The sequence below is a fragment of the Aeromicrobium yanjiei genome, assembly GCF_009649075.1.
Lineage (GTDB): Bacteria > Actinomycetota > Actinomycetes > Propionibacteriales > Nocardioidaceae > Aeromicrobium > Aeromicrobium yanjiei.
On the sequence record NZ_CP045737.1, the window covers coordinates 2,210,822 to 2,233,649 of the forward strand.

Sequence of the window (22,828 nt, forward strand, 5' to 3'; positions counted from 1 at the left end):
AGCACGTCGCCGCGAAGACGCCGGTGAGGCCGTGGTGTTCATCAACCGGCTCCCCCGGCTGGTCGTCGCCCCGGCGCGGTGCCCCGATGATCGCGGGTGGAACGCAGTCCGGATGAGCGCGGTCCATCTGCGCGTCGGACGGCCTCGTCCTACGCGATCCACCGGACGACGAGATCTCGGGACTCGTCGTCCGATGGTTCGACCCTACGAGAGCGCCCGTGAGCCGCCTCGTCGACGACGGACTGTCGGCGCGCGCCCCGACGGCTTGCTCGGCACCGAAGGCTTCACGCCCGTCCAGCTCGTGGCGGATACCCATCAGGCGTTCGGAGACTTCGACATGGACTCAACTCGGCGTTCGCCGGCTGCCATGTGTCGTCGGATCTGGGCCGGTTCACTTCGCCGTACCCAGCGCGAGCGGAAGACAACTGGTTATTGGACTGACAGCGACATGCCTAACGGGTTTGCCCTGTCAGGTGCACCGTGGCGTCTAAACAACCTTCCCTCCTGGTATCGCCACGCACCAAGATCGAACTCACGTCGTTCGATTTCGGCGAACCAAGGAGATCTGCGCTCAAGTCGGTCATGATCGTACAGAACCAAGGTCGCGAGGACGGAGCCAGCTTTGAGGTACAGCCAGCAGGAGGCGCCACAAGAGCACCCCCGTTCGTGCTGAATTCGCTGCCTCAAACCAAACACCTCGCAGGTAGCCAGAATGAACTCGAGCCTTCGCACCACCAGGGCGGCCGCAGGAGCGTTGATGAGCAGCTTTCCGTGCGGGATCGTCCCGCCCAGAACTTGACCAGCGCCGCCGGTCCATCACCACCCAGATACCAGGGCGAAGAGGCCCACACAGACGGGAATCCCACGCCGTGATCCGAGTTGAAGCGACCGACTACGGTTCAGGGGCCCTAGCGCGCCTGACGGATGTGGTCGCCCAGTTGAAGGGTGGCGACCCCATGAAGCCGGTAACCGTCCTTGCGCCCAGCAACGTCGCTGGCATCGTAGCCAGGAGGCACCTGGCAGCAGGGCTAGGCAACGGAACCGCCGGCGTCGCCGGCATGGACATCACAACCCTCCCGAGGCTCGCCGAACGCATCGCAGCCAACACCTTCGCCCCGCGTCGCCCGCAGACCCGGACCGTGTTGACCGCCGCCTGGCGCAAAGCGCTGGATGAGGACGCCGGCGTGTTCGGGTCCGTGGCGAACCATCCAAGCACAATCCGCGCTCTCGCCGAAGCACACGGTGAGCTCCGAGACCTCACGAAGGACGGGCTCGACGCCCTGTCCACATCGGCGAACCTGACTCCTAGCCTCGTGTCGCTCCACCGCCGGGTCTCAGCGCAACTTTCAGCTGACTGGTACGACGAGACCGCGTTGTTGGAGGCCGCGACCCGACGGATCGACGAAGGCTACAAAGTCTCCGCGATGATTCTCTACCTACCGCAGGAACTCTCCCTGGCGGAGTCTGCGTTTGCGCAGGCCCTTGGCCAATCCGGTGAATTGGTGGTCATCGCGGGCCTGACCGGTGCGCGGCGTGCTGACGAGCTGGTGCATCGCTCTCTTCGCCGCATCGGAGCGAGCACCGCTTGGTCTCCCAAAATCGCTACAGCCGCCAAGATCATCAATGCGTCCGACTCCGACGACGAAGTTCGAAGCGTCGTTCGCGAAGTTGTCGAGTCACTGCAGACGACTCCTGGACACCGCATCGCTGTGCTGTATGCCTCGGCGAGCCCCTACGCGCGCCTGTTGCACGAGCAACTTCTCACGGCGGGCGTGACGGTCAACGGGCCCGGAGTACGGGCAGTGCACGAGCGGGCATCTGCTCGTTTCCTGACGGAAGTCCTGGCTCTCGTCGACAATGACGTTCCTCGCGCCGACCTCTTTCGTGCGCTTGCCAATGCCCCTGCGTGCGACTTCACAGGGACACGTATCCCAGTCGGCGCGTGGGAACGAATCTCGCGAAGCGCCGGGGTCGTGGGGGGCACTGATTGGGACCAAATGCTGGCGACGTTTGCCAGGGACATGCTTCGTGAGGCGGATCGCGAAGACGAGTCCGGGGATCGGCCCTGGCTCGCCGATCGGCACCGGAATGATGCTGAGACAGCCTGTGCACTCCGCGCCTTTGTGACCGGGCTGCGATCGCAACTTGCTGACGCGACCGGGATCGCATCGTGGAGCGACCTAGCCGACTGGGCCGAGCAACTCTTCTCGGCTCTTCTCGGCGACGCCGGAGGCACGCTTCCCCCAGAGGAGCAGTATGCCGCCGTCACCATGTCCTCAGTACTACGTGGCATGTCGGTCCTTGAAACAGTGGATGGCTCGGCATCGCTTGGCGCCCTGCGGGACGTCCTTGACCTCGAACTCGCGTCCGCACTCCCCCGAGTAGGGAAATTCGGCCATGGGGTCTTAGTAGCTCCGATCTCGGCGGCCGTAGGTCTGGAGCTTGATGTCATCTATCTGGTTGGCCTCAGTGAAGACACCTATCCGGGCAAGCTTCGCGAGGATGCACTTCTGTCCCGCCGTGCCCGTGCGGCGGTGCCTGACGAACTGACTTCTCAACGCGACGCGTTGCACGCAAAATACCGCGCCCTCCTGATTGCTATGTCCAGCGCAAAGTCTGTGGTTGCGTCGTTCCCCCGGGGCGACCTTCGGCGGTCGACCCATCGTCTGCCGAGCCGCTGGCTGCTGTCCTCGCTTCGCGAGCTCAGCGGCAATCATCGTCTCCCCGCCACGGAGTGGGAGGACGCCGAATACGCCGGCGCGGTCGTGACATCCGGCTCGTTTGCTGGCGAACTGTTGACCACATCCGTTCTAGCCTCCGAGCAAGAGTGGCGAACGCGAGCCGCGATCGGCGGCGAACTCGACGAGGCCGCCGTGTCGTCGGCGCACGCACTGCTCGACGCCCGGGACAGCTCCGAGTTCACGAGGTTCGACGGCAAGGTGAGCGAGACCGGCGGCCTGCCTGACTACGCGCGCGGCAAAAAGGCTGTCTCTCCCACCGCCCTTGAGGCATACGCGTCGTGCCCTCACGCGTTCTTCGTCGAAAGGCTGTTGGGGGTGGAACCTCTCGAGCAACCTGAGGACTCAGTCGAGATCTCGCCGATGGACATCGGCAACTTGGTTCACGAGTCGTTCGACGCGCTCGTCACCGAGTTCGCTGACGCCCTCCCGGGCTATGGGCAACCATGGTCCGAGTCACAGCGCTCACGGCTAGTGGAGATTGCCCAGGCCAAAGCAACAGAATTCGAGGAGCGTGGCCTCACTGGGCATCCCACTCTCTGGGAACGCGAGAAGCACCGGGTCATCACTGACTTGACCAACATGCTCGACGTCGACGACGCGTGGCGCGCTGAGACCAACAGCGCTGTAGTTGCCAGTGAGCTGTCGTTCGGCACAGATGGCATTGCCCCGGTCGAGATTCTGGTGCCCAGCGGCACCGTCCTGATGAGAGGCAGCGCAGACAAGGTCGATGTGGCGGCCGACGGGACACTTCATGTCACCGACATCAAGACCGGTAGCAAGCGCAGGTTCAAAGAAATCACCCAGGATGAGCCAGACGTGGGAGGGACCAAGCTGCAGCTGCCTGCGTATGCCTACGCAGCGCGCAAGGTGTTCGGCTCGAAGGGAACGCCTGTGGTGACGGCTTACTGGTTCGTCCGGAAGGATCCTGGACGCGTCGAAATAGCTATGACTGCGGAGGTCGAAGACCGCTACCGGTCGACCCTCGAGGTCCTCGTCAAGTCCATCCGGTCCGGCTTGTTCCCGGCGAAGGCACCTGAGACCGAAGACTTCAGATGGGTTCAGTGCCCTTACTGCAACCCGGACGGCATCGGGCACGGCGAGGCACGTGAACGCTGGGAGCGCAAACGACACGACGTCAGCCTCTTTGATCTCGTCGCGCTGATCGACTCCGCTGCCATCACCAACGAGGACCCCGCATGAGTACACCGCTGAGCGACCAGCCTGATCGCGACCGCATCACCAACGACACCGCATCGACGCTGTTCGTCAACGCTGGAGCAGGGTCTGGTAAGACCACCGCTCTCGTTGACCGCATTGCCACCTTGGTCCTTCGAGATCGGGTCCCTCTGCAGTCGATCGCTGCCGTAACCTTCACCGAGAAGGCCGGCGCGGAGCTGCGAGATCGCCTGCGCGAGCGTTTTGAGGGTGCCTCCAAAGGCGATGATCCGGACCAGCGGCGGCTTGGCGAGGAGGCGCTCGACGATCTCGATGGCGCCGCGATCGGGACGTTGCACGCCTTCGCACAGCGCATCCTCATGGAGCACCCCATCGAAGCATCCCTCCCCCCACTGATCGAAGTGCTTGACGAGGTCGGCTCATCGGTGGCATTCGAGGAGCGGTGGGCAGAGATCCAGCGGACCATTCTCGATGACATTTCGGTCCGCGAGCCTCTCCTTCTAGGGATGTCCCTCGGCATGACCCTTGACCACGTCCGCTCCCTGAGTCTTGCGTTGGGCCGGGACTGGGACCTCATCCACGAACGCATCGGGTCATTCAACCCTCTTCCCCTGCGGGTCCCGGACCTCACAGGGTTCCTCGACGAAGCCACGCGAATCTCGCGGCTCCGTGACCAGTGCACTGCGGACGACGACCTGCTCCTTGTCAAGGTGCGCCTCCTTGAGGAACTCGCCGCACTGCTGGGTGCCGCTGGAGGCATCGAGGAAGAATTGGCCGTCATCGCAGACATTGCTGCGCTGTCGTTCACACGCGGGAGGAAGACGAATTGGACGATCCCCATCGACGAGTTGCGGGAGGCGGGCAAGTCTCTCGCCGAGCAGGCTGCGGCCATCACCGGCTTGGTGCTGGACCAGTGCCTGCGACAAATCACTCAATGGGTGGGTCAGACAGTTCTTGCTTCCGCGACGAGACGTCGCCAAGAGGGGCGGCTAGAGTTTCACGACCTGCTGGTGATCGCGCGCGAGCTGCTGCGCGACAGCGCTGCCGCGCGGTCAGCGCTTCATGATCGTTATCAATACCTCCTGCTGGACGAGTTCCAAGACACCGACCCCATCCAAATCGAGCTCGCCGTCAGGATCGCCGGCGGCGCCACCGCAGACCAGCAGCGCTGGCAGGACATCAACGTCACGGAGGGGCGTTTGTTCATCGTCGGCGACGCCAAGCAGTCGATCTATCGGTTCCGTCGGGCGAGCGTCGCTACATACCTGGAAGCCCAGCAGAACATCGGATCGACTGCGCGGTTGTCGACGAACTTCCGAACCGTTGAGCCGATCCTGGCGTGGGTCAACCAAGTGTTCGGCGCCCTGATCCAGCATCAGTCCGGGGCCCAGCCATCGTACGATCCACTCGACTGTCACCGCACCGAGACCGGAGCTGGGCCTGCCGTCACGGTGCTGGGAGCCACCCCTCACGGCGACCTGCCGAAGGCAGCCGCCTCGTTGCTGCGCGAGCGCGAGAGCACAGATGTGGCGGGCGTGGTCCGGCAGGCTCTCGAGAACAAGTGGCAGGTTTACGACCGCAAGACGAAGACGTGGCGTGATGCTCGTCCGGAGGACATTGCGATTCTCGTCCCAGCGAGAACCTCATTGCCGTTTCTCGAGGACGCGCTGGAGGACGCCGCCATCCCTTATCGGGCCGAGGCGAGCTCGCTCGTCTACCAAGCGTCCGAGGTGCGAAGCTTGCTGGCGTGCGCGCGTGTGCTTGCAGACAGCACGGATGCGCTCGCCCTTCTTACCGCTCTTCGATCGCCCTTGTTCGCTTGCGGGGACGACGACCTGTGGCACTGGAAGCGTGCTGGTGGGCGAATCTCTATCTATTCCGAGATCGACGACTACCCGTTGTCGTGCGGACCTGTGGGTTCAGCATTGTCCTACCTGCGAAGACTGTCCTTCGAGGCACGCTGGATGACGCCAAGCGAGGTGCTCGGACGCATCGCTGCTGACCGTCGCGTCCTTGAGGTGGCTGCGACCCGTCCGCGCGCTCGCGACGCCTGGAGGCGTATCCGGTTCGTCATCGACCAAGCCCGCGCCTGGTCAGAGGTTTCACACGGAGGTCTCCGCGGCTACTTGGCGTGGGCCGCACATCAGGGCCAGGAGACGTCGCGGGTCGCCGAGGCGGTCCTGCCCGAGACAGACGTCAGTGCAGTTCGCATCATGACGGTGCACGCTGCGAAGGGCCTCGAGTTCCCGATCGTCATCTTGTCCGGCATGACCTCGCGGCCATCGAACGGCCGAGGCATCCGCCTGCTCTGGCCGCCGAGCGGCGGGTACGAGGTCAAGCTCGCCAAAAGCGTTCAGACCGGTGATTTCGAGGCCGCCCAGCCGGTCGATGAGCAGATGGACCATCTGGAGAAGCTGCGCCTACTTTATGTCGCAGCGACCCGCGCTCGCGATCACTTCGTGGTCTCTCTGCATCGGGCGGAAGGATCGACAGCATCAACGTCGGCCAAGCTTTTGGCCGACGCAGGCGCGTCCACAGCGGCGAACCCTGCCCTTTTCACTGCATCGCCCCCGTTACCTCGCTCCGACCCGGGACTGGAGTGCGCGCCGGCTCCCCTGCCGCTTGCGGAGTGGCGTGAGTGGTGGGAGGCCGCTCATGAGAGCAGCGCGACGCCCTCTGCCATCAGCGCCTCGGGTCTGGAGGGCACCGAGCCCGCTGTGGCGCTCGCCAAACCCACGGATCTTGAGAGCGGCGCGGCCAAAGCGCCCCGTGATCTCGAGCTTCCACCGTGGTCCAAGGGACGCTATGGCTCTGCCGTCGGTCGTGCCGTCCATGCGGTGCTTCAGGTCATCGATCTCGTAAGTGGAGACGGGGTCGAACCAGCCGTCACTGCTCAATGCGTCGCCGAGGGCGTCTCCGAGCACTGGGACCTCGTACTGGCACTTGTCCAGTCAGCCTTGTCCAGTGAAATCGTCCAACGCGCCGCGTCCCGTGAGCACTGGCGCGAGTCGTACGTCGGGACCGTCCAGGACGATGGGACGATCCTCGAGGGGTACGTTGACCTCATTTATCGTGAGGACGACGGCTCGCTGGTCATCGTGGACTACAAGACAGATGCCGTGCCGACCGAGGCCATCGGATCACGGGTGGCGTACTACAGGCCTCAGATCGACGCATACGTCCGGTGCCTGGAATCGGCGACGGCTCACAAGGTGCGCGTTGCAGCGATGCTCCTTTTCCTACGCCCCGAAACCGCAGTCGCAGTAGTCGCTTCTGGGAAAGCTGTAGAAGCGTGACTCCGCCTGCGCTCCTTGGTAGGACGATAACGAGGATGAACAGATGACTTGGAATTCGAGCGACGAGTGGGCCAATGTCATGGGCGAGCAAGGCCCTTGGATCCGGCACGTCGCCGCCGCATGGCAGGCGGCCGCGACAGACGCGCCGGACGTGCCAATCCCCGCACGTCCATCCCTAGATACTGATCACGAAGACGTGATCGCCTACTGGGCTCCACTACTTCACCTGCTGGTCTATGGGCTGGGTTGGACGAGACCTGACCTTGGACTCGAGGCCTGGCGTCAAAAGGCGTGGCCGACCGAAGACCCCATCTTGCGTGTCGTCCATCGGTGGTGGGGTGAGGAGGGTGTCTTGGACGTCCTTGCCTGGACCGCCTCCAACGGCGGTATAGCGTTCGACCTAGTGTCCGTGAATGGCGCTTCCCAGATCGCGCATCACCTGATCAATCGTCGCGTCACCGACTCACCGGATCTTGAACGCCGCCGGGCGACAGCAGCATGGCAGCAAGTGTGGGGCGGCGGATGGGACTCGATGCATTTGACAATTCACGTCGATTCGCCGCTCCGGGCTCCTGACGACCATCAGCCCACGTTCTTCAACGCGCCCGTGGTGGGACCGGACCACCTCACCACCCCGCGTTGGCACATCTCGACGCCGACGTACGCTGGGTGGTACGCGAACTTCTTCCACTACATGCCGGGGACAGGGACGAACGGGCGCTCCGTCCGCACCGATATCGTCGTCAAACCGATCGGTTGGCTGGGCGAGTTCAGACAGCACAAGAAGACCAAGCTTTGGTTCCGTGGCCGGTCTTCCGTCCACCTCTGGGGACAGTGATTCCGCCGGGCGGTCTCATCACCCGCAGCATCACTCTTTGAGCCGACCGAACCTTTTTCTTGCAAGCGACCTCAGCAGTTCTTTCCGACCTTCGAAAAAGGCGTCGAAATCATGCACCGAGTCTGGAAGGTCCGGCAGCTGTTGGATCGCCAAATAGGCCGCTAGCTCTGCCTGCGAGCCATGCTGTGCGTTCGCCCACTCGCCTGGCATTTGGTCTAGTTTGTCGATATTCTCCGGCCCCTCGATGAGTTGAAGATTTGGCAGAAGGTCACGCTTCTTGTGCATCTCACTGACTTCGTCGTCGTTGAAGCCAGCTGTCTTGAGCGCGGCGCGGTTGAGCTTTGACCGCGGAAACACGTGGTCTATGTGGTGGATGTTTCGAGTGTTGATGTGCGGGAAGAGGATCGCCAGAGCAGCAAAAGTCCGCTGCCGGCCATACGAGAGACCTAGCAGATCGTCAATCTCCTCGTCTCCCATGACTAGGGACCTCCCTCGGGCTGCCATCCGCGCATCGATCGCATCGATAGGAAAGCCCTCGCTGCCATGCTCATCGATAGCTTTCCGGATGTCACTAAGGAGAGTGTCCAGCCCAGCTCCCCAGATGCCCTGTCGGACTTGACTCCTCAACACCCAGGATCGAAGCAGTGCTCTGTCTGCCTGGTGCCTCACAGCAGTTCGGTATGACTCGTCGAGACCTCTGTGATGCACGTAGTACGCAAGGGGGATGAGCACGCTTGCGGCCGGAAGCGTCGGCCCTGAAAGCCCGAAGTCACTGAGCAGCCCGACCGAGACCGTCAGTGACTTGCTGATCTCCTCCCAGTTCTCCTGGAGCAAGTCCATGTTCTGTGAATTGAAGTTTCGCACCTTGAAACCGATATCAGACACGCCGATGAGCACGAGGCCAGCTTTGAGAACCACGTCGCGACGAAATGAGAAGCCGGCGTGCCCGGTTCCGTTGAGAGAGTCAATTAGATCATTAATTTCTTTCCGAGCATCGCGCGACTTCCACGAGGCAGTCGCGATTGACAGCAACAGGTCCGAGTAGGAGAGAACAGTTCCTTGCGAATTGACGCGGATAAAGATGTCGAGGACGCGGTCAATCTCTTGCGACTCCTCGCGGTAGAACGTCACGAGTGGTTGCGTATGGAGGACCGAATGGAGACGGTAGAGGCGCTTTGACGCTTCCCTCATGTTTCCAATTCCGAGGTCGGCTACGAGCTCAGCAACATCTGCTATTTCGATGTCGTAGAGCTTTGAGACCGGCACAAGTACGGTTCGCGGAGCATCCTCCGCCCCCGGGTTGTCGCGTGAAAGCGCAGCCGTAACCTGCGATTCCGACAGCATACGGAAGTCGTACATCCGCCCATCCTCGTCATCCTCCAACTCCTGGATAGGGTTGAAGTACAGACGACGCACCGGATAGGAAGCCGCTCTCCCCGCCCACTTTCCTGGCGTGCGGTCCGCGAAGCTGCCGCGCAGCGCGATGTTGAGCGATGTGAGTCGCTGTTGCCCGTCGAGGACCGCGTTCACCGTCTCGGCGGGGAGATCCAGCTGGGTGTTGTGGGGGTCAGTGAGCTCGTTGTAGTCGCGCATGAAGTCATAGAACCTGAACAAGCCGGCCGTCTGAGGCTCAACTTTCCAGGATAAAAACTGTCCGATCGGATATCCGCGTAGCAATGAGTCAAATAGCATCTCGATCTGCTCGCCGTCCCAGACATACTCCCGCTGAATAGCCGGCAGCACCAGCTCGCGCTTCTGGATGCGACGGAGCACCTCTACCACCGTTGCCGAAGGTTCAAAGGGCATAACAATCTCCTGTTGGGGTCGGCCTATGACCTGATGTACGTGACGCTGAAAGACTTGACCTGGCGGTACTGCTGGAGCTTGACCGCGAGATCGAACGCGTCGCTCGCCACGTATTGGAAGATGTCGAGGCCACGACCGAGGTTGATGCGCCAGCCCGAGTTAGCGACGATCGAGCGGTCGTGGATCGTGGCGTCGAATTTCACCTCGAGGGTGATGCCCGCGACCTCAGCCGCTTGTTTGACGCGCAGCAGGTACTCCATCTGCTTCTGAAACTTCTCTGGGCCCTCGGTGCTTTCGCTCGTCACGAGCACGAGCTTCACCTCGTCCGCCGGGTCCTTCGCTACCGCGAGTGTCTCGACAAGTTCCATCAAATTGCGAGCTTGGTGGAACTGACGGACGTACGGGTCGGTGATCGTGATTTCGGTGGCTCCGCGCAGGTAGGGAAGCAGGAGCTTCTTGTAGGAGATCCCACGCTGGTTTTCCTGGAACTCGCGGTGTCCTTCGAAGAGTGGTTCGGGCTTCGTCGCGGAGGCGACGACAACCGGCTCTGGCCCCGCACCGTCAGGGACAACTGCGCCGCCCGTCGACTCCCCATTTTCGTCTTCGGGGTCTCCATGGCGAGTCTGGTTGTAGTGGGTCGGGTACTCGTCTTCTTCGAGGGTCGTGATGCTGTGCCAATCCCCCGCCTTGTCGCGGTAGCCGAACTTCACGTCGGCCATCGTCGAGTCGATGCGCAGGATCTGGTCCTTGACTCGCTTCCGGCCCTCGATCGCGAACCGAAGGATCTCGGCAATCTCGTCCTTCGTCGCTTCCCCGTGCGGATAGAGAATCTTCATTAGGCCGGAGAAAGTCTTGTGAATGCCGTCGCGGTCTCGTGTCGAAATGTCTGAGCCGAGCGTGAAGTGCTGCTGGTACCGGTCGGAGTAGTCAGCGTCGCGCATCGACTTGAGGACTTCGGCGATGTAGTCGACGACGAACCCGTAGCCGTCGGAGAACATCTCGGCGCGGATCGTGTCGACCTCCCAGCCCGGGATGTAGTGATGCAGACGGTCAAGGAAGGCTGAATCGTGATAACTCTCAGGCAGCTCCTCGAACAGGTCCGAGTGCTTGAGCATGTACGCCACGTTGCGGGAGGTGTTGCCGATGAACACCATCGATGCTTCGGCCCCGAGGGTCTCCACACCACGGGAGAACGACTTGTTCGCCATGTAGTTCTTCATGATGTCGACGAGCGCCTTGTCGGTGCGCTTCTTCTTGCCCGCGAACTCATCGAAGGCGACGACGTCCCAGTAGCCGACGAGACCGAGGCGGCCATTGGAGTTGTTGACGAATAACTTCGGGACCGTGACCTCGCCGCCAGAGATCAACATGCCATGAGGCGAGAACTCCGAGTAGATGTGCGACTTGCCGGTGCCCTTCGGGCCTAGCTCGACCAGGTTGTAATTCCTCTCGACGAACGGAATCAGGCGTACAAGCTGGATGAGCTTAGCTCGGCGACCGAACAGCTCCGGGTTGAAGCCAATCGACTGGATCAGGAGGTCGATCCACTCGTCGGTGGTGAACTCGCGACGCGATGCGACGTAGCCGTCGAAGTCGAAGTTGGAAAGTTGGATCGGCTTGATGGAGGCGAGAATCCACGGGACGACGCGAGCGTTGTCGCTGTGCTGGTACTCGATGTCGCAGATGCACCACACCCCGCCGACCAGGAGCTTCGGGTGGGTCTTGATCGTCGCCGGGGACACAAGCACCTGCTTGATGCCAAGATTCGCGAACTCGGCCTCGTAGGTGTCGTCCTTCTCGTTGAGCTGGACTTGCACCTTGTCGATGACGCGGTAGCGGCCCTTCTCTCGGATGTTCGACTTGATCAGCTCTGACTGGTTCCGGTGCACGTAGTGGTCGGCCAGAATCTTGCGAACGCTCTCAATGCCGGACTGGATCGTCGCCTCGTCATCAGATGCGGCGTACTGGCCGAGGAGATACTCGAGGACGAACGAGGGCACGATCGCGTTGCCCTTGACGGCCTTGACCAGGTCTTTGCGCACGACGGCGCCGCCGAAGACGTCGTTGATCTTCTGATCGAGGGCGGACTTCACAGGCGGACCCGCAGGAGCTGGCACGTCGTCGACGCCGTCGGGGAAATCGTCGACCGCCTCGGCAAGGTCGGTTTGTTCGGTCATCGCAGGAACCTCCTAGAACTCGAAGTCCGTCGTGAACGAACGCTTGATGGCGTAGTTGCCCTTCGAGAACGACTTCCACTGTGTCGTATTGGGGATGGGCTCTTCGAGACGCAACTCGACCGGGCGGTTGTTGAAGTCGTCAGCGTCCTGAGTGAGGTAGAGAGTCGTCGACTGGTAACGCTGGCGCTGATCTTCGGACGGGCTGTCGAAGGTGAGGATTGGCTGGTCGGAGATGAGCGTGTCACCGACATACAGGCCGAGGCGGACCTGGCGCGGCTGAATCTTGTCCGCCACCGGCTCCCGCTGGAGGAGCTTGACCGCAAGCTGGCCGGTGGTGATCTTGTCCGTCTCCGGCATGAGGTCGACGTTGACGCGCCGGACGTCGCTCTTGCGCTTCTTGTTGACCGTCACTACCGGGACGACGATCTCTTGGAGAGATGCGCCACCGTGGACGTAGCGGGTGCCGGCGCCCGGAAGTGGGATGCGGTGTATCGACTTCGGGATCTGGATGTCGATGTCACCAGCGAGACCTGCCTGGGCCGACGTGAACGTCATGAACGAAGGGGAAGATTTGAGCGCCCGACCCAGCACGTAGCGTCGGTTGATCTTCGTGACTGCATCACCCTGAGGTGACTCCGAGACGTAGTACGACTTCTCCAACGGGATGTCTTGATAGAGGAACCCGTGATCGGCGGTGACCAGGATGTTGGTGGCGTTGGCGTTCGTCCACTTCTTCACCAGAAGTAGCAGCTCCCGGAGGGTCTCCTCCGCCGCCTCGAAGACGGTCCGCTCGGTCGCCGCCTTGTCTCCGGCCGCGTCGATGCGATCGTGGTAGACGTAGAAGATCTGGTGCTGCTTATAGAGCTCACGCAGCTCGTCGCCAGGCATCGCGAGGACATCGGCGGCGGCGATCGCGTGCCCCTTGACCGCTTGGAGGACCTTGTCGCGGTTTGCGGTGCCGTTCGTCGGCTTCCCATCCGCGAGCACCGGTAGGGCGCTCGGATCGAGCTTCAGACTCGACTGCGGAAGTAGCGACGCCATGCCGAGTTGGGTGTAACTCGGCAGCGAGCCGAGCGCCGCCGAAAGCGATGCATCGAAGCGATCCTCGCTGCGGATCATGGACGCAAGTTCGTCAGCGACCTCGTACCGCATGCCGTCCGAGATGATGACGACCGCCTTAGTGCGTCCATCCTTCACGACAGGCGCGACGTGGCGCTCGAAGAACTTGGCCTGCGGCGCGAGTGCCGCAGACTTCCAATCGCCGGTGGGCTCAAGGGCCTGCTGCCAATATCCGCCGAAGTCGTAGAGGTACTTGTTGGCGTACTGCTTATCGACCTCGGCCTTGAGTGATTCGAGGGGCTTCTGGAAGTCGGCGGTCTGATAGGCGTGGGTGAACCAGCGGTACTGCTGGTCAATGCGGAACCAGTCGGATTGGTACTTCTCAAGCCCGAGATCGGCCGACGCGATCGCGCTCGGCAGACCGGCGATCGCAGCGAGAAGCTCCGATGCGCTCTGAATGGCCGCGTACAACTTGGCGTACTTGACTTTCCACAGGCTCTCCTGGCGCTGACGCACTACGTCGGAGACCTCACGCGGCGTCACTGACTGAGTAGCGACGGCTGCAGCTAGGTCGACAATCACCTTGCGGTCGATCTCCTCGAAGATCGTGACCTTGGCCAGGTCGCGATAGTCGCGGTGCTCGATCTTGGACTTAACGTCGAGCGCTTCGGCGGCCCGGGACGCGAGCGCCGTCATCATCTCTTGGCTGCGGACGTCGTAGCGGAGGCTGTTGAAGTCGCTGCGGACATTGCGGAACTCGTCTGGCGTGGCTGACGCGAAGTCTTCGATGGCCCGGCTGAACATCCACAGGATGAAGTCGTCCATCGTCGGGGACTTGCTCGGGTACTTGTAGATGCTGGCGAGTCCCTCCCAGAAGAACTCGTCGAGGCCAAAGGTGACCAGGTCGTCAAACTTGCCCGTCTTGCCTGCGGCGTTCTCGGCCAGGAGTTCCCGAGTGATGTCAGTCAGCTTGTTGCCTGATGCCTTCACCAGCACCTGGCACATCTTGGCGCGGAGGCGAGTCGCGTCGTCGCCCTCGGTCAGGAGCTTCTCAAGTGACAGTTTCCGGCTGCTCGCAGCGAAGAACTTCTGATGCTGCTCGATGACCGGAGCAAAGGCCGGGTCGTTGAGACCGAGTTCCTGCTGGAGCATGGAGGTCTTATCGGCAGTGAACACCCCGTAGGCGAGCTCCAGATCCAGCAGCCAGTTGCCCGTCCCACGCGGCGTGTCCCCCACGCGGTACACAAGGTGCGGGGTGACGTGGTCCGCAAGGAGCTTGCTCTTCACGTTGAACTCGTCGTCCTGCACACGGATGACGTTGACATCGCCGAGGTCGAGTGAGTCAAGGTCTGCGGCGTACTCGCCCCCCGGGTCATGCCAGAAGACAACTCGTTTGGCGGCGAGCCGGCTCCGGAGCGCGTCTCGAACGGACATCGTGTCAGCCACCGGAGGACTCCAAGCCTGTGATCTTCTTCAAGGCGGTGCCGAACTTCGGGTAGTTCACCTTGACACCGTCGTCGAGGTCGATGACCACGTTCTGGGACGCCTTCGGGTAGAGCGTGTCGTGCTCGTACTCGTTGAGCTCGACGAGAATCTTGCGGAGTCGGTCCGCTTCCTTCGCGTTCCCAGCGCGGTCTGCCTGCTGGAGGCTGGACTCAAGCTTGGTCACGTACTCACGTAGGTAAGTCAACACCGTCGAGACGGTGGAAGGCGTGTAGCGGTGCATGTAGATCAGGGCGTTGAACGATCCCTTGGGGCTGGAGAAGAGCCAGTAGATCGGGCGCTTCTTGTACCGCTGGACGTGGTCGTCGTAGAACTTCGACCTCCCGGCGCGGGTGATGAAGTAGTCCCGCAGGTTCTTCACGCCGAGCGATTCGGTGACGAACTTCAGGTTCTCCTCGAAGTGCTGGTCACCGAACGCCGTCCGCAGGAACCGGCGGAACAGCCCGACCACGTCGTCCTCGAACCAGTCGCCGTCCACGATCGGGATGACGTTGTCCTCGTCCGGCATGAACCTCGGGATCGGCACCTTCGCGACGTAGTCCTGCGAGGTCGTCCCCTGGTCCGCAAGGATCAGCCCCGGCTTGTCGAGGCTGTACCTGCCGAACATGCAGCCGACAGCCAGCGAGATCAGGTCCTTGACCACCGCGTTGTCCTGAACCTTTGGCTCCATTGCCAGGAGTTCAAACGCATTGAGCGTCACTGATCGCGATGCCGCGTGCGCACCAGCATCGCCGACCAAGGCCGAATAGTGAGCGTCGAGCTTCGACTCCAGCTCGGCCATCCGATCTACGTCAGCTTGGGCTACGGTCAATTCCGCCCTCACGGTGTGGCGAAGCGACGCTGATTCCGGCTGCCCGCCAACCCTGGGCACGAAGGTCATTGAAAGCTCACTCGCGTCCCAGTCTCGGCGCGACAGTTGCACACATTCGGTGATCATCGAATCGGCGTCCGACGGACTCAGGACGCCATCTGGCACGGGAATCCGTCCTACCGGTCCCTGCGGGAAGTCGAGTGTCGGCGAGAGCGTCGTGATGATCCGGCTTGCCAGCGTGGAGTTGAGGTATCCGAGAAGGCGAGGGCTGTTCGCCTGGTCGGAGACGGCGAGGAGCGAACCTTTGGCATCGAAAATCGCGCCAGCGTCCGCTTGGCGCATCGCGAACTCGCCAGCGATCGTTGACCACGTCAGCCCCGGGCGGAAGTAGAAGTCCGTGTTCTGAGGACGCGAACGCTGGCGGCCATTCGGACCGAAGAAGTTCCTGATTTCGTGCCCATCGCGCGCCCAACGAACGACGTGGAGTTCGTTCCCCGCCCAGCGGCGCGGCGGCCCACCCTTCAGGTAGGGCGCCCAAGGCTGAGCATCAGTGACGTCTGCACCACGCGCCCCCTCGAACTGAACACGGCGGTCCGAAACCTCCCACCAGAAGCGCAGGAATCGGTCGTTGTCCCCCGTAATGAGTCCCTGCTTCGGGCTCGCATACCTGCTGAGCGGGGTTGCACGAGCTAGGAGATCAAGGACGTCTTGCCCGAGGCTGAATGCGATCGGCGCCCCATCGATCCGGAGGAATGAATCTTGTCGGACGACATACCGCTGATAGTTCGGATCCAGGAACAGCCGCTCAAGCAGGTCCCTCGAACGAACGTCGAGCGCGCGCTCGAACAGCTTTCGGTACGTCGCATGCGAATCCGCTGCGGGTGAGACATTGACGGCGACGTACGCAGCCGAGGCCCAGTCAGAGCCGAAGACACCCCGGCCGAACTGAGTCAACGTTGCAATGCGCGATCGCCCCAGGAACCGCTTGCGCCAGTCCGCGAACGACGACTGGAACATCCATCCGTGCGGCGTGATGACCCCCCAACTACCGCCGGGGCGGGTCAACCGCCACGCCCGCTCCATGAACATGCTGTAGAGGTCTGTCCTCGTGGCGCCGTAGTTCTCCTCGGCGAAGTTCGTCAGGAGATCGCCCATGTTCGCTGTGCCCATGTACGGGGGGTTCGCGACAACCGCTGAGTATCGAGGCGTGAGGTATTCGGCCTGAGCAATGACCCGCTGTGCGCGCTCGATCACCTGACCCGCGAACAAGTCTCCCTCCGGGTCGACGGTCGCCAGGTGCTCACGAGCGCCGGCAAGTGCGAGACCGTTGGGCTCGGTTAACGCGCCCAGGGTGTCTGAGTGTCGGAAGAGATTCCAGAACGCTTCCTCGCGCGCCTTGTCACCAGACCTCGTCAGCAGGAGCTCGAGTTCTTGATCCGTGAAGGCCGCTGGTTCGAGCACGCATACGTTCGGTTCGACCGGGCTCTTGAGGAAAAGTTTGCGCTTTGCACTGGCTTTCATCGTGAGCGCAAACGCAGCCAGTGCTCCGGCACGGGGGTCGATCTCGGTGCCATAGAGGTTGTTCGCGAGGATCAGGCCAGGAATCTCGGAGGGCGCGTACCCCTCTTCCTCGTAGATCGCGTAGAGGAGGTCAAAGGCGTACGTGAGCATGTGGCCCGAGCCGCAGGCCGGATCGATGACCTTGAGCTCCTCCGGCTTGCTGATCTTGAGGAAGTCGGTCTCTGCGGCGACCGGAGCGATGTAGTAGTCCATCTGGAGTTCGAGACCCGACGACGGGCGGTTGAGCATCCAGAGACGCCCCAGGGAGTTCTCGACGAGGTAGCGAACGATCCAGTGCGGGGTGAACAGCTGGGTGGCTGCGGGGATCTCGTCGGCACCGGCCTTCTTGTTCTTCTTGAACCCAGCGAAGACCTCGTCCTTCCGCTCCGAAATGTAGAACTGGTAGAGCCAGCCGATGACTTCGACGTCTTTGCAGACGTCTTCGGTCAGCACCGTGACGGACCGGCTGAGGACCGAGTCGTCGGCGAGCAAGTTCGCCGGAATGAGCAGCTCTGTGTAGTCGCCCTCCCGCTCGAACATGAAGGGCATGGCCGTGTTCCAGAAACGGCAGTAATCCGCAAGGAGCAGCGCGTACGCCTCGGCCTGGGCGTCGACGCCAGGGCGCGGCTGACGAGTGCCATTCAGCAGCCCTGTCACCGTGGCGATGCTGGTCCCCTTGACCACGTTGGTGTCGAGCTGGCCACGCTTGGCTGCGGCGAGCACCTCGGGCTGGCCGACTTGATCGGTCGCAGGCGAGACGACATTAATCCCTGTGTAGCCGTTGGCGTCCATGAACCGCAGCGCGATGATGCGGTTGAACCAGGTGTACGCGACCTTGTCGGCGACGTGCGCCTTCCCCTTGTCGCCTCCGCCGGCCCCGGCGATAGTCCGCTCCAGCGCGAGCACGGACTTGGGCTGCTCCACGCGCTCGGGCGAGCCCTGGGCGAGCACAGCGGTGATCCGCGCGCCCACCTCTCGGATAAGTTCGGTTCGCGCCGCGGTGGCAAACGACTTCAGCGGTGCGGTTTCCATCAGAGCGTGATTCGCTTTCCGTCGTTGAGGGTCTCGACGAGTGCTGCGCGGAGCGCGGCCAGGTAGTTGTCGACGTCGGCTTCCGATTCGAGCACTCCGGAGACGCCCGAGACGTGGATCGTCTTGACCGACACCATCTGCTTCGGTGGCGGCCCACCGTTACCCCCACCCTGCTGGGACGTGACCAGGCGGCTGAGCAACTCCGGGTAGTCGTCCTGCTCGAAGGTCGATCCCGTTTGCAGGATGAGCGCAATCTGGCTCTCGCCCTTGAGACGCGCGAGGATCTGGTCGATCCGGCCGACGGCGCTCTCCTGTGCGTCGGAGGTGGCGTTGGAGTAGTAGGCGCTGGCGAGGACCTCGGCCTTGCGTCCCTCGATCGCTGCGGCCACCTCGGCACGCTTCTTGGTGACGACGTCGTCGATTTGCCCTCGCAACGTGTCGGCCGCAGCTTTGAGCTGGTTCATCTTGTTACCGCGAAAGGCATTCGTGTCCGCAAGGAGCGTCTTGACCGGATCGGCGCTACCGGGGGGCAGGTAACCGAGATTCCCAGTGTTGGCGCTCAGGAGGACATCCGCCTCGTCGAAGATCTTGGCCTGCTGGCCGTTGAGGAAGGACTTGATCGGATCGACCAGGTCCTCCTTGGCCTCGATCAGCTCGTCGGCCTTGTCGAAGTCGCTGAGATACCAGTCGATGGGGTTGCCGACGACCTGGTCGAGCAGGGTGACGACGCCCGAGAGCTGGCCGACGAACGGATAGCGGCTACTGCTTACGAGGGCGTTGAGCTCGTCACGCTTGGCCGCAAGCTTGTCCTTGCCGAAGCGGGCCAGCTCGGTCGAGTCGCTTGGTACGGCGCCCTCGTCGAAGAAGTCGGTGCAGAACTTCTTGAACTTGGCGACCTTCGTCGCGTCGTACGCCTTCTGTGGCGCGACGACGGTGTGCTGCTGCTTGCCGGTGTTACGGATGATAGATGCGGCCTCGGTCCGCACGACCGGGTTCGCGTCGACCGTAAGCGCGACCTTTCCGTTACCTACCAACCAACCGAGCACGACCTCAATGGAGCCGAGGTCCCACCCGTAGGGCTTGGACTCGAACCGGTGTGCGATCTTCTTGACGGTGACCTGCTCCCCGAGGTTGGTCTGGGAGATGATCCACGACTCCATCTCGGTGCCGGGCGAACTGAGCGCGCTCAGCGATCCCGCACTGAACAGGCCCTGGTCATTCTGGACCGCCGCCGCGATCTGCTGCTCCGGGTAGACCTTCCCGCCGAGCAGGCCGAGGTTCGTGTAAGTCCGGTTGACGAGCTCTTGGAATCCGTCGCTCACGCGCGTGACTGCATCCTGGGAGCCGGAGGTGATTTCCGCAGCGTTGATGATCAGTTGCGCCTTGCCGACGGCCTGGCGGAGGCGCTCGATGAGCTCCTTCTCGCGCTCGGCGTTGAGCACCTGCTTGGACTGGAGGATCGCCTGGGTCGAAGGCAAGGCACCTGAGTTGGTGCGCTGCTTCGTGTACTTCTCCGTCTTGAGCAGCAGACGCAAGTCCGCGAGCAGCCGCTTGTCGCGGCCAAGGAAGACGCGTAGTTCGTCCTTGCCCATGCTCTGAGCGGCGATCTCGGTGTCGGTGTAGTTCGTCTCGGGCGTGATGAAGTGGACGGTCAGCTCGCGCTGGTTGCCCTGGACGATGTCATCGAGCTTGTAGCCGAACGGGAAGTCCTGGCCGTTCTTGGCGTACTTGAGCTTGTTCGTCTTGAGGATGTCGGAGGAGAGGTACTTGAAGAGCTTGCCTGATACCTCTGACGAGTCGACGTCGACCGACTTGATCTCCTTCTCGATCTCCTGTTCCTCATTCGTCAGGTACTCGTAGACGTTGCCATTGCGCTGGACGTACGACTGCGTCTCCAGCAAGTTGAGCGCCTCCTGCACCTGCTTGCCGAGCGCGTTGAGGTCGAGACCGAACCGGTCGTAGACGAGCACGGTGAGGTTGCGGGGCGTGGCCTTGAACGTGTCGACGTACTTGACCAGGAACAGCGCCTTCAACAGTCGGTTGGCGAGGATCGTGACGTCGGATCCCGGGTCGGGAAGGTGCTTCTCGGCCTGGAGGATGGCGCTCTGAGCTGCGGACTTCAGCGCCGCGCTGATCCCGGCGAACATCTGGTCAAACGTGGCCAGGTAGCTCACCTGCTCCGCGCCGATGCGCTTAGCGACCTCCTGAACGACACCGAGCATGGACCGCTCGCCAACCGAGCTGTTCTTGCCCTCAAACATGTTGTGGTCCGACAGCCCCTCGATGGCGGCTTGGAACATCGGGATCTGGTACGTCACGAACGGGTAGGTGCTGATGAAGCGCCCGCCGTCAACGTAGTTCCGGTAGGTCTTCGCACCGTCGACGAAGTCGAAGATCGTCTTGAAGTTCGCACTCTCCCTGGCGTGGATGGCCATGAGCTTGGCTGCACCCGCATCGTTCTTCTCAAGGAGGCGCTTGCTGATGACCTCCTCCACGTCCTGGCTGGTGAGCTTCACCTTCGCGCTGAACCGTGCCTGGATCTTGGAGAAGTCGTTCCCCTGCTGTCTGGTCCGGTCACCGATGACCTTGTCCATGTCCTCCTGGGACGTAACAAAGACCCACGACTGTCCCTTGCACTTCGTGTTGAGGGACTCGGCGATCGTCTGAAGGTTGAGCATGAGCTTCACGTCGTCGGCGATGAACTGGCCAACCTCGTCGACGAAGAAGTTGAGCCGGAAGCCGGGCTCCTGCTTGTCGATCCACGCCTTCACGGCCGTGGCGAAGTCTTCGATGGAGACGGCGTAGGACTTCTGGTACTGCGCGATGATGCCGGGGTTGGCCTCCCCGTTCACGTCGGCGAACGCCTTGTCGATGTTGTGGCCTTCGAGGGCGGTCTGCTCTCGTCCCTGCGCCCAGTCGATGCCGGCGTGCTTCACGAACGCGGCCTTGAACGCGTCGTACTGGCCGCGCTTGTCGAGATCCTCCTCGAAGCGCGCAACAGCTCCGTCGTTGCCGAAGTAGCCGCGGCTCTCGTCGAAGACCTTGACGAACACCTTGAGCAGCGCGTCCGTCTGATCCTTGGCGATTAGCGTGGCCTTCTGGTCGATGTTGAAGAGCAGGCTCTTCGCCGGGATGTCGGCGGCCTTCTTCAGTGAGGCGATGAGCATCGCGTCATCGGTCTTGCCCAGGAAGCTCTCGCTCACCTCATCGCGCGGAAACGCCTGACCCTCAACGTCGCCTAGGAGGTGGGCCAGCATCTTGAGGAGGTGCGACTTACCAGAGCCGAAGAAGCCCGAGATCCACACGCCATTGGCGTTCGTGTAGTTGGTGTACTCCTCAAGCAGCGGGGCCACGCCCTTGGCTGCGTCATTCGTGAAGACGTACTCCTCGACCTCGATGCCAAGGTGGTCGGCGTCGTCAGCCTTGACGACACCCTCGATCGATCGGGTGACGTCCTTGAGGAAGATCTCGTTGAGTTTCATCGGGTCATGCTTCCTGGTCGAGGATGCGCTTCGCGCGGTAGAAGGAGTCGTCCTTGAGCTGACCGAACAGAACAAGTGATGATCCCTGCGTGGCCGAGACTTCGTAACGACCTGGGAAGAACATCAGCATCGGTTTGTCGGAGACGACGGTTTGTAGGTTGTTGAGCACGGTGTGCGACCGAACGAACGGGAACACCTCGCCGATGCCCGTGAGGAAGAGGATCTGGAACGAATCGGCCTCGATGCGCGACTTGATGGCCGGCGCCAGGTGTATCTGAGGGTCCAGCATGTTCTGGAGCATCTTGAGGAAGTCGGGCTTGTCCATCGTCGGCTCGGCTGCCAGGACGCGATCCCAGACGTTGCGTTCCTTGAGCAGGTCGACGCAGAGATCGTAGAGGTTGATCTCGAAGACCTTGATGCCCAGATCGGTGCCGAGCTTGGTCTTGATGCGCTTCTTCGCTTGAGCGACGTCCAGCGCCCATGCAGGGTCATAGTCGTAGATGAAGTGGGCGACCTCGTTGCCCAATCCCTCCATCGTCAGAAAGCGCTCGCTGCTGAGCACCTTGAACAGGTGCTCCTCCTGTTGCGTCAGCGTCGTTCTTGGCTGCACGGCTCTCACGCCACTTTCGTCGGGAAGAAGCGGATGTCGCTTGGGGTGCGCTGGTTCAGGCACTCCGCGACGCGAGCTGAGAGAAGCGCAGGCTCGATGTGGCCCTGCTTGGTCAGCAGACCCGCTTCGACCATCATCTTGAACAGCACCTGCCGTAACTTTTGGTAGGAGTGGTCGGTGACCTCGTCGAGCTCGTCGTGCCACATGGCCTTCGAGCGGTAGAAGGAGTCGTACTCCTCGTACGTGAGCGTGCCCGCCAGGGTCAGGAACCGCTCGCGCAACACCTCCTCCGCGAACTCTCCGATGAGCGCGTAGAGGCGGCACGCGGCCACCCACATCAAGTGACCGCGCTCAGTGGAAGTCCCGTTGGCGACGATTTGAAGCTCGGAGTCCTCGAGGACTTGGAGCCGGGGGATCAACGCACCGAGCGTCCGAGTGCTTGACCTAGAGACCCGGGCCTGGAGCAAGTTGTGTTCCTTGACCAGAGCGCGCGTAGCCGCCCAGTCACGTTCCTGAAGATAGATCGGAGCCACCACGACCGCTTCTCCCGCGAGCAGGGTGCCGCTGGTGAATGACAGTGCGTAGCGCGATGCGCGTTCTCTTCCGCCCATCGGCGTCCCCTCTCGTCGATCCGGGCTCCTCAACTCACGTCGTCCGAGGGCACCCGGCATCAACGACGGCAAGCGCTCAAGTCGGTCGGAAGGAAACAATCGGCACGCAGGTAACCTCCGCGACGT

General features: G+C 62.2%; 10 protein-coding genes. 3 read left to right on the forward strand and 7 right to left on the reverse strand.

Annotation, left to right across the window (positions count from 1 at the left end; translation table 11 throughout):
- Window positions 1–869: 869 nt before the first annotated feature.
- The 3 genes from GEV26_RS10945 to GEV26_RS10955 are packed head-to-tail and all read left to right on the forward strand — an operon-like array spanning window position 870 to window position 8,051.
- The gene (locus GEV26_RS10945) at window positions 870–3,941 is read left to right on the forward strand and encodes a PD-(D/E)XK nuclease family protein (RefSeq protein ID WP_243838707.1); all 3,072 of its coding nucleotides are present in this window, start codon (window positions 870–872) and stop codon (window positions 3,939–3,941) included.
- Window positions 3,938–7,213: a UvrD-helicase domain-containing protein gene (locus GEV26_RS10950; protein WP_153653105.1), complete on the forward strand. Its 3,276-nt coding sequence runs from the start codon at window positions 3,938–3,940 to the stop codon at window positions 7,211–7,213. The genes GEV26_RS10945 and GEV26_RS10950 overlap by 4 nt, the downstream gene beginning before the upstream one ends.
- A gap of 43 nt (window positions 7,214–7,256) precedes the next feature.
- Complete coding sequence (locus tag GEV26_RS10955; protein WP_153653106.1) at window positions 7,257–8,051, forward strand: hypothetical protein; 795 nt, start codon at window positions 7,257–7,259, stop codon at window positions 8,049–8,051.
- Window positions 8,052–8,081: 30 nt separating this feature from the next.
- Here GEV26_RS10955 and GEV26_RS10960 read toward each other — a convergent pair whose 3' ends face one another.
- Genes GEV26_RS10960 through GEV26_RS10990 form a run of 7 tightly spaced genes read right to left on the reverse strand, consistent with a single transcriptional unit; the run spans window position 8,082 to window position 22,702 of the window.
- Entirely contained in the window at window positions 8,082–9,857 is a 1,776-nt protein-coding gene (locus tag GEV26_RS10960; protein WP_153653107.1) for a DUF262 domain-containing protein, read from the reverse strand.
- Between the two features lie 23 nt (window positions 9,858–9,880).
- Window positions 9,881–12,034: a BREX system Lon protease-like protein BrxL gene (gene brxL / locus GEV26_RS10965; protein WP_153653108.1), complete on the reverse strand. Its 2,154-nt coding sequence runs from the start codon at window positions 12,032–12,034 to the stop codon at window positions 9,881–9,883.
- Between the two features lie 12 nt (window positions 12,035–12,046).
- Window positions 12,047–14,539, reverse strand: coding sequence for a BREX-1 system phosphatase PglZ type A (pglZ, locus tag GEV26_RS10970; RefSeq protein WP_153653109.1), 2,493 nt, complete (start codon window positions 14,537–14,539; stop codon window positions 12,047–12,049).
- Complete coding sequence (gene pglX, locus GEV26_RS10975; RefSeq protein ID WP_153653110.1) at window positions 14,532–17,999, reverse strand: BREX-1 system adenine-specific DNA-methyltransferase PglX; 3,468 nt, start codon at window positions 17,997–17,999, stop codon at window positions 14,532–14,534. Before pglX ends, pglZ begins: the two co-directional genes overlap by 8 nt.
- On the reverse strand, window positions 17,999–21,481 hold the full coding sequence (gene brxC, locus GEV26_RS10980; RefSeq protein WP_153653111.1) for a BREX system P-loop protein BrxC: 3,483 nt from the start codon (window positions 21,479–21,481) through the stop codon (window positions 17,999–18,001). Before brxC ends, pglX begins: the two co-directional genes overlap by 1 nt.
- A 4-nt stretch (window positions 21,482–21,485) precedes the next feature.
- Complete coding sequence (locus GEV26_RS10985) at window positions 21,486–22,100, reverse strand: DUF1788 domain-containing protein (protein WP_243838709.1); 615 nt, start codon at window positions 22,098–22,100, stop codon at window positions 21,486–21,488.
- Window positions 22,097–22,702, reverse strand: coding sequence for a DUF1819 family protein (locus GEV26_RS10990; protein ID WP_153653112.1), 606 nt, complete (start codon window positions 22,700–22,702; stop codon window positions 22,097–22,099). Before GEV26_RS10990 ends, GEV26_RS10985 begins: the two co-directional genes overlap by 4 nt.
- Between the last annotated feature and the right edge of the window lie 126 nt (window positions 22,703–22,828).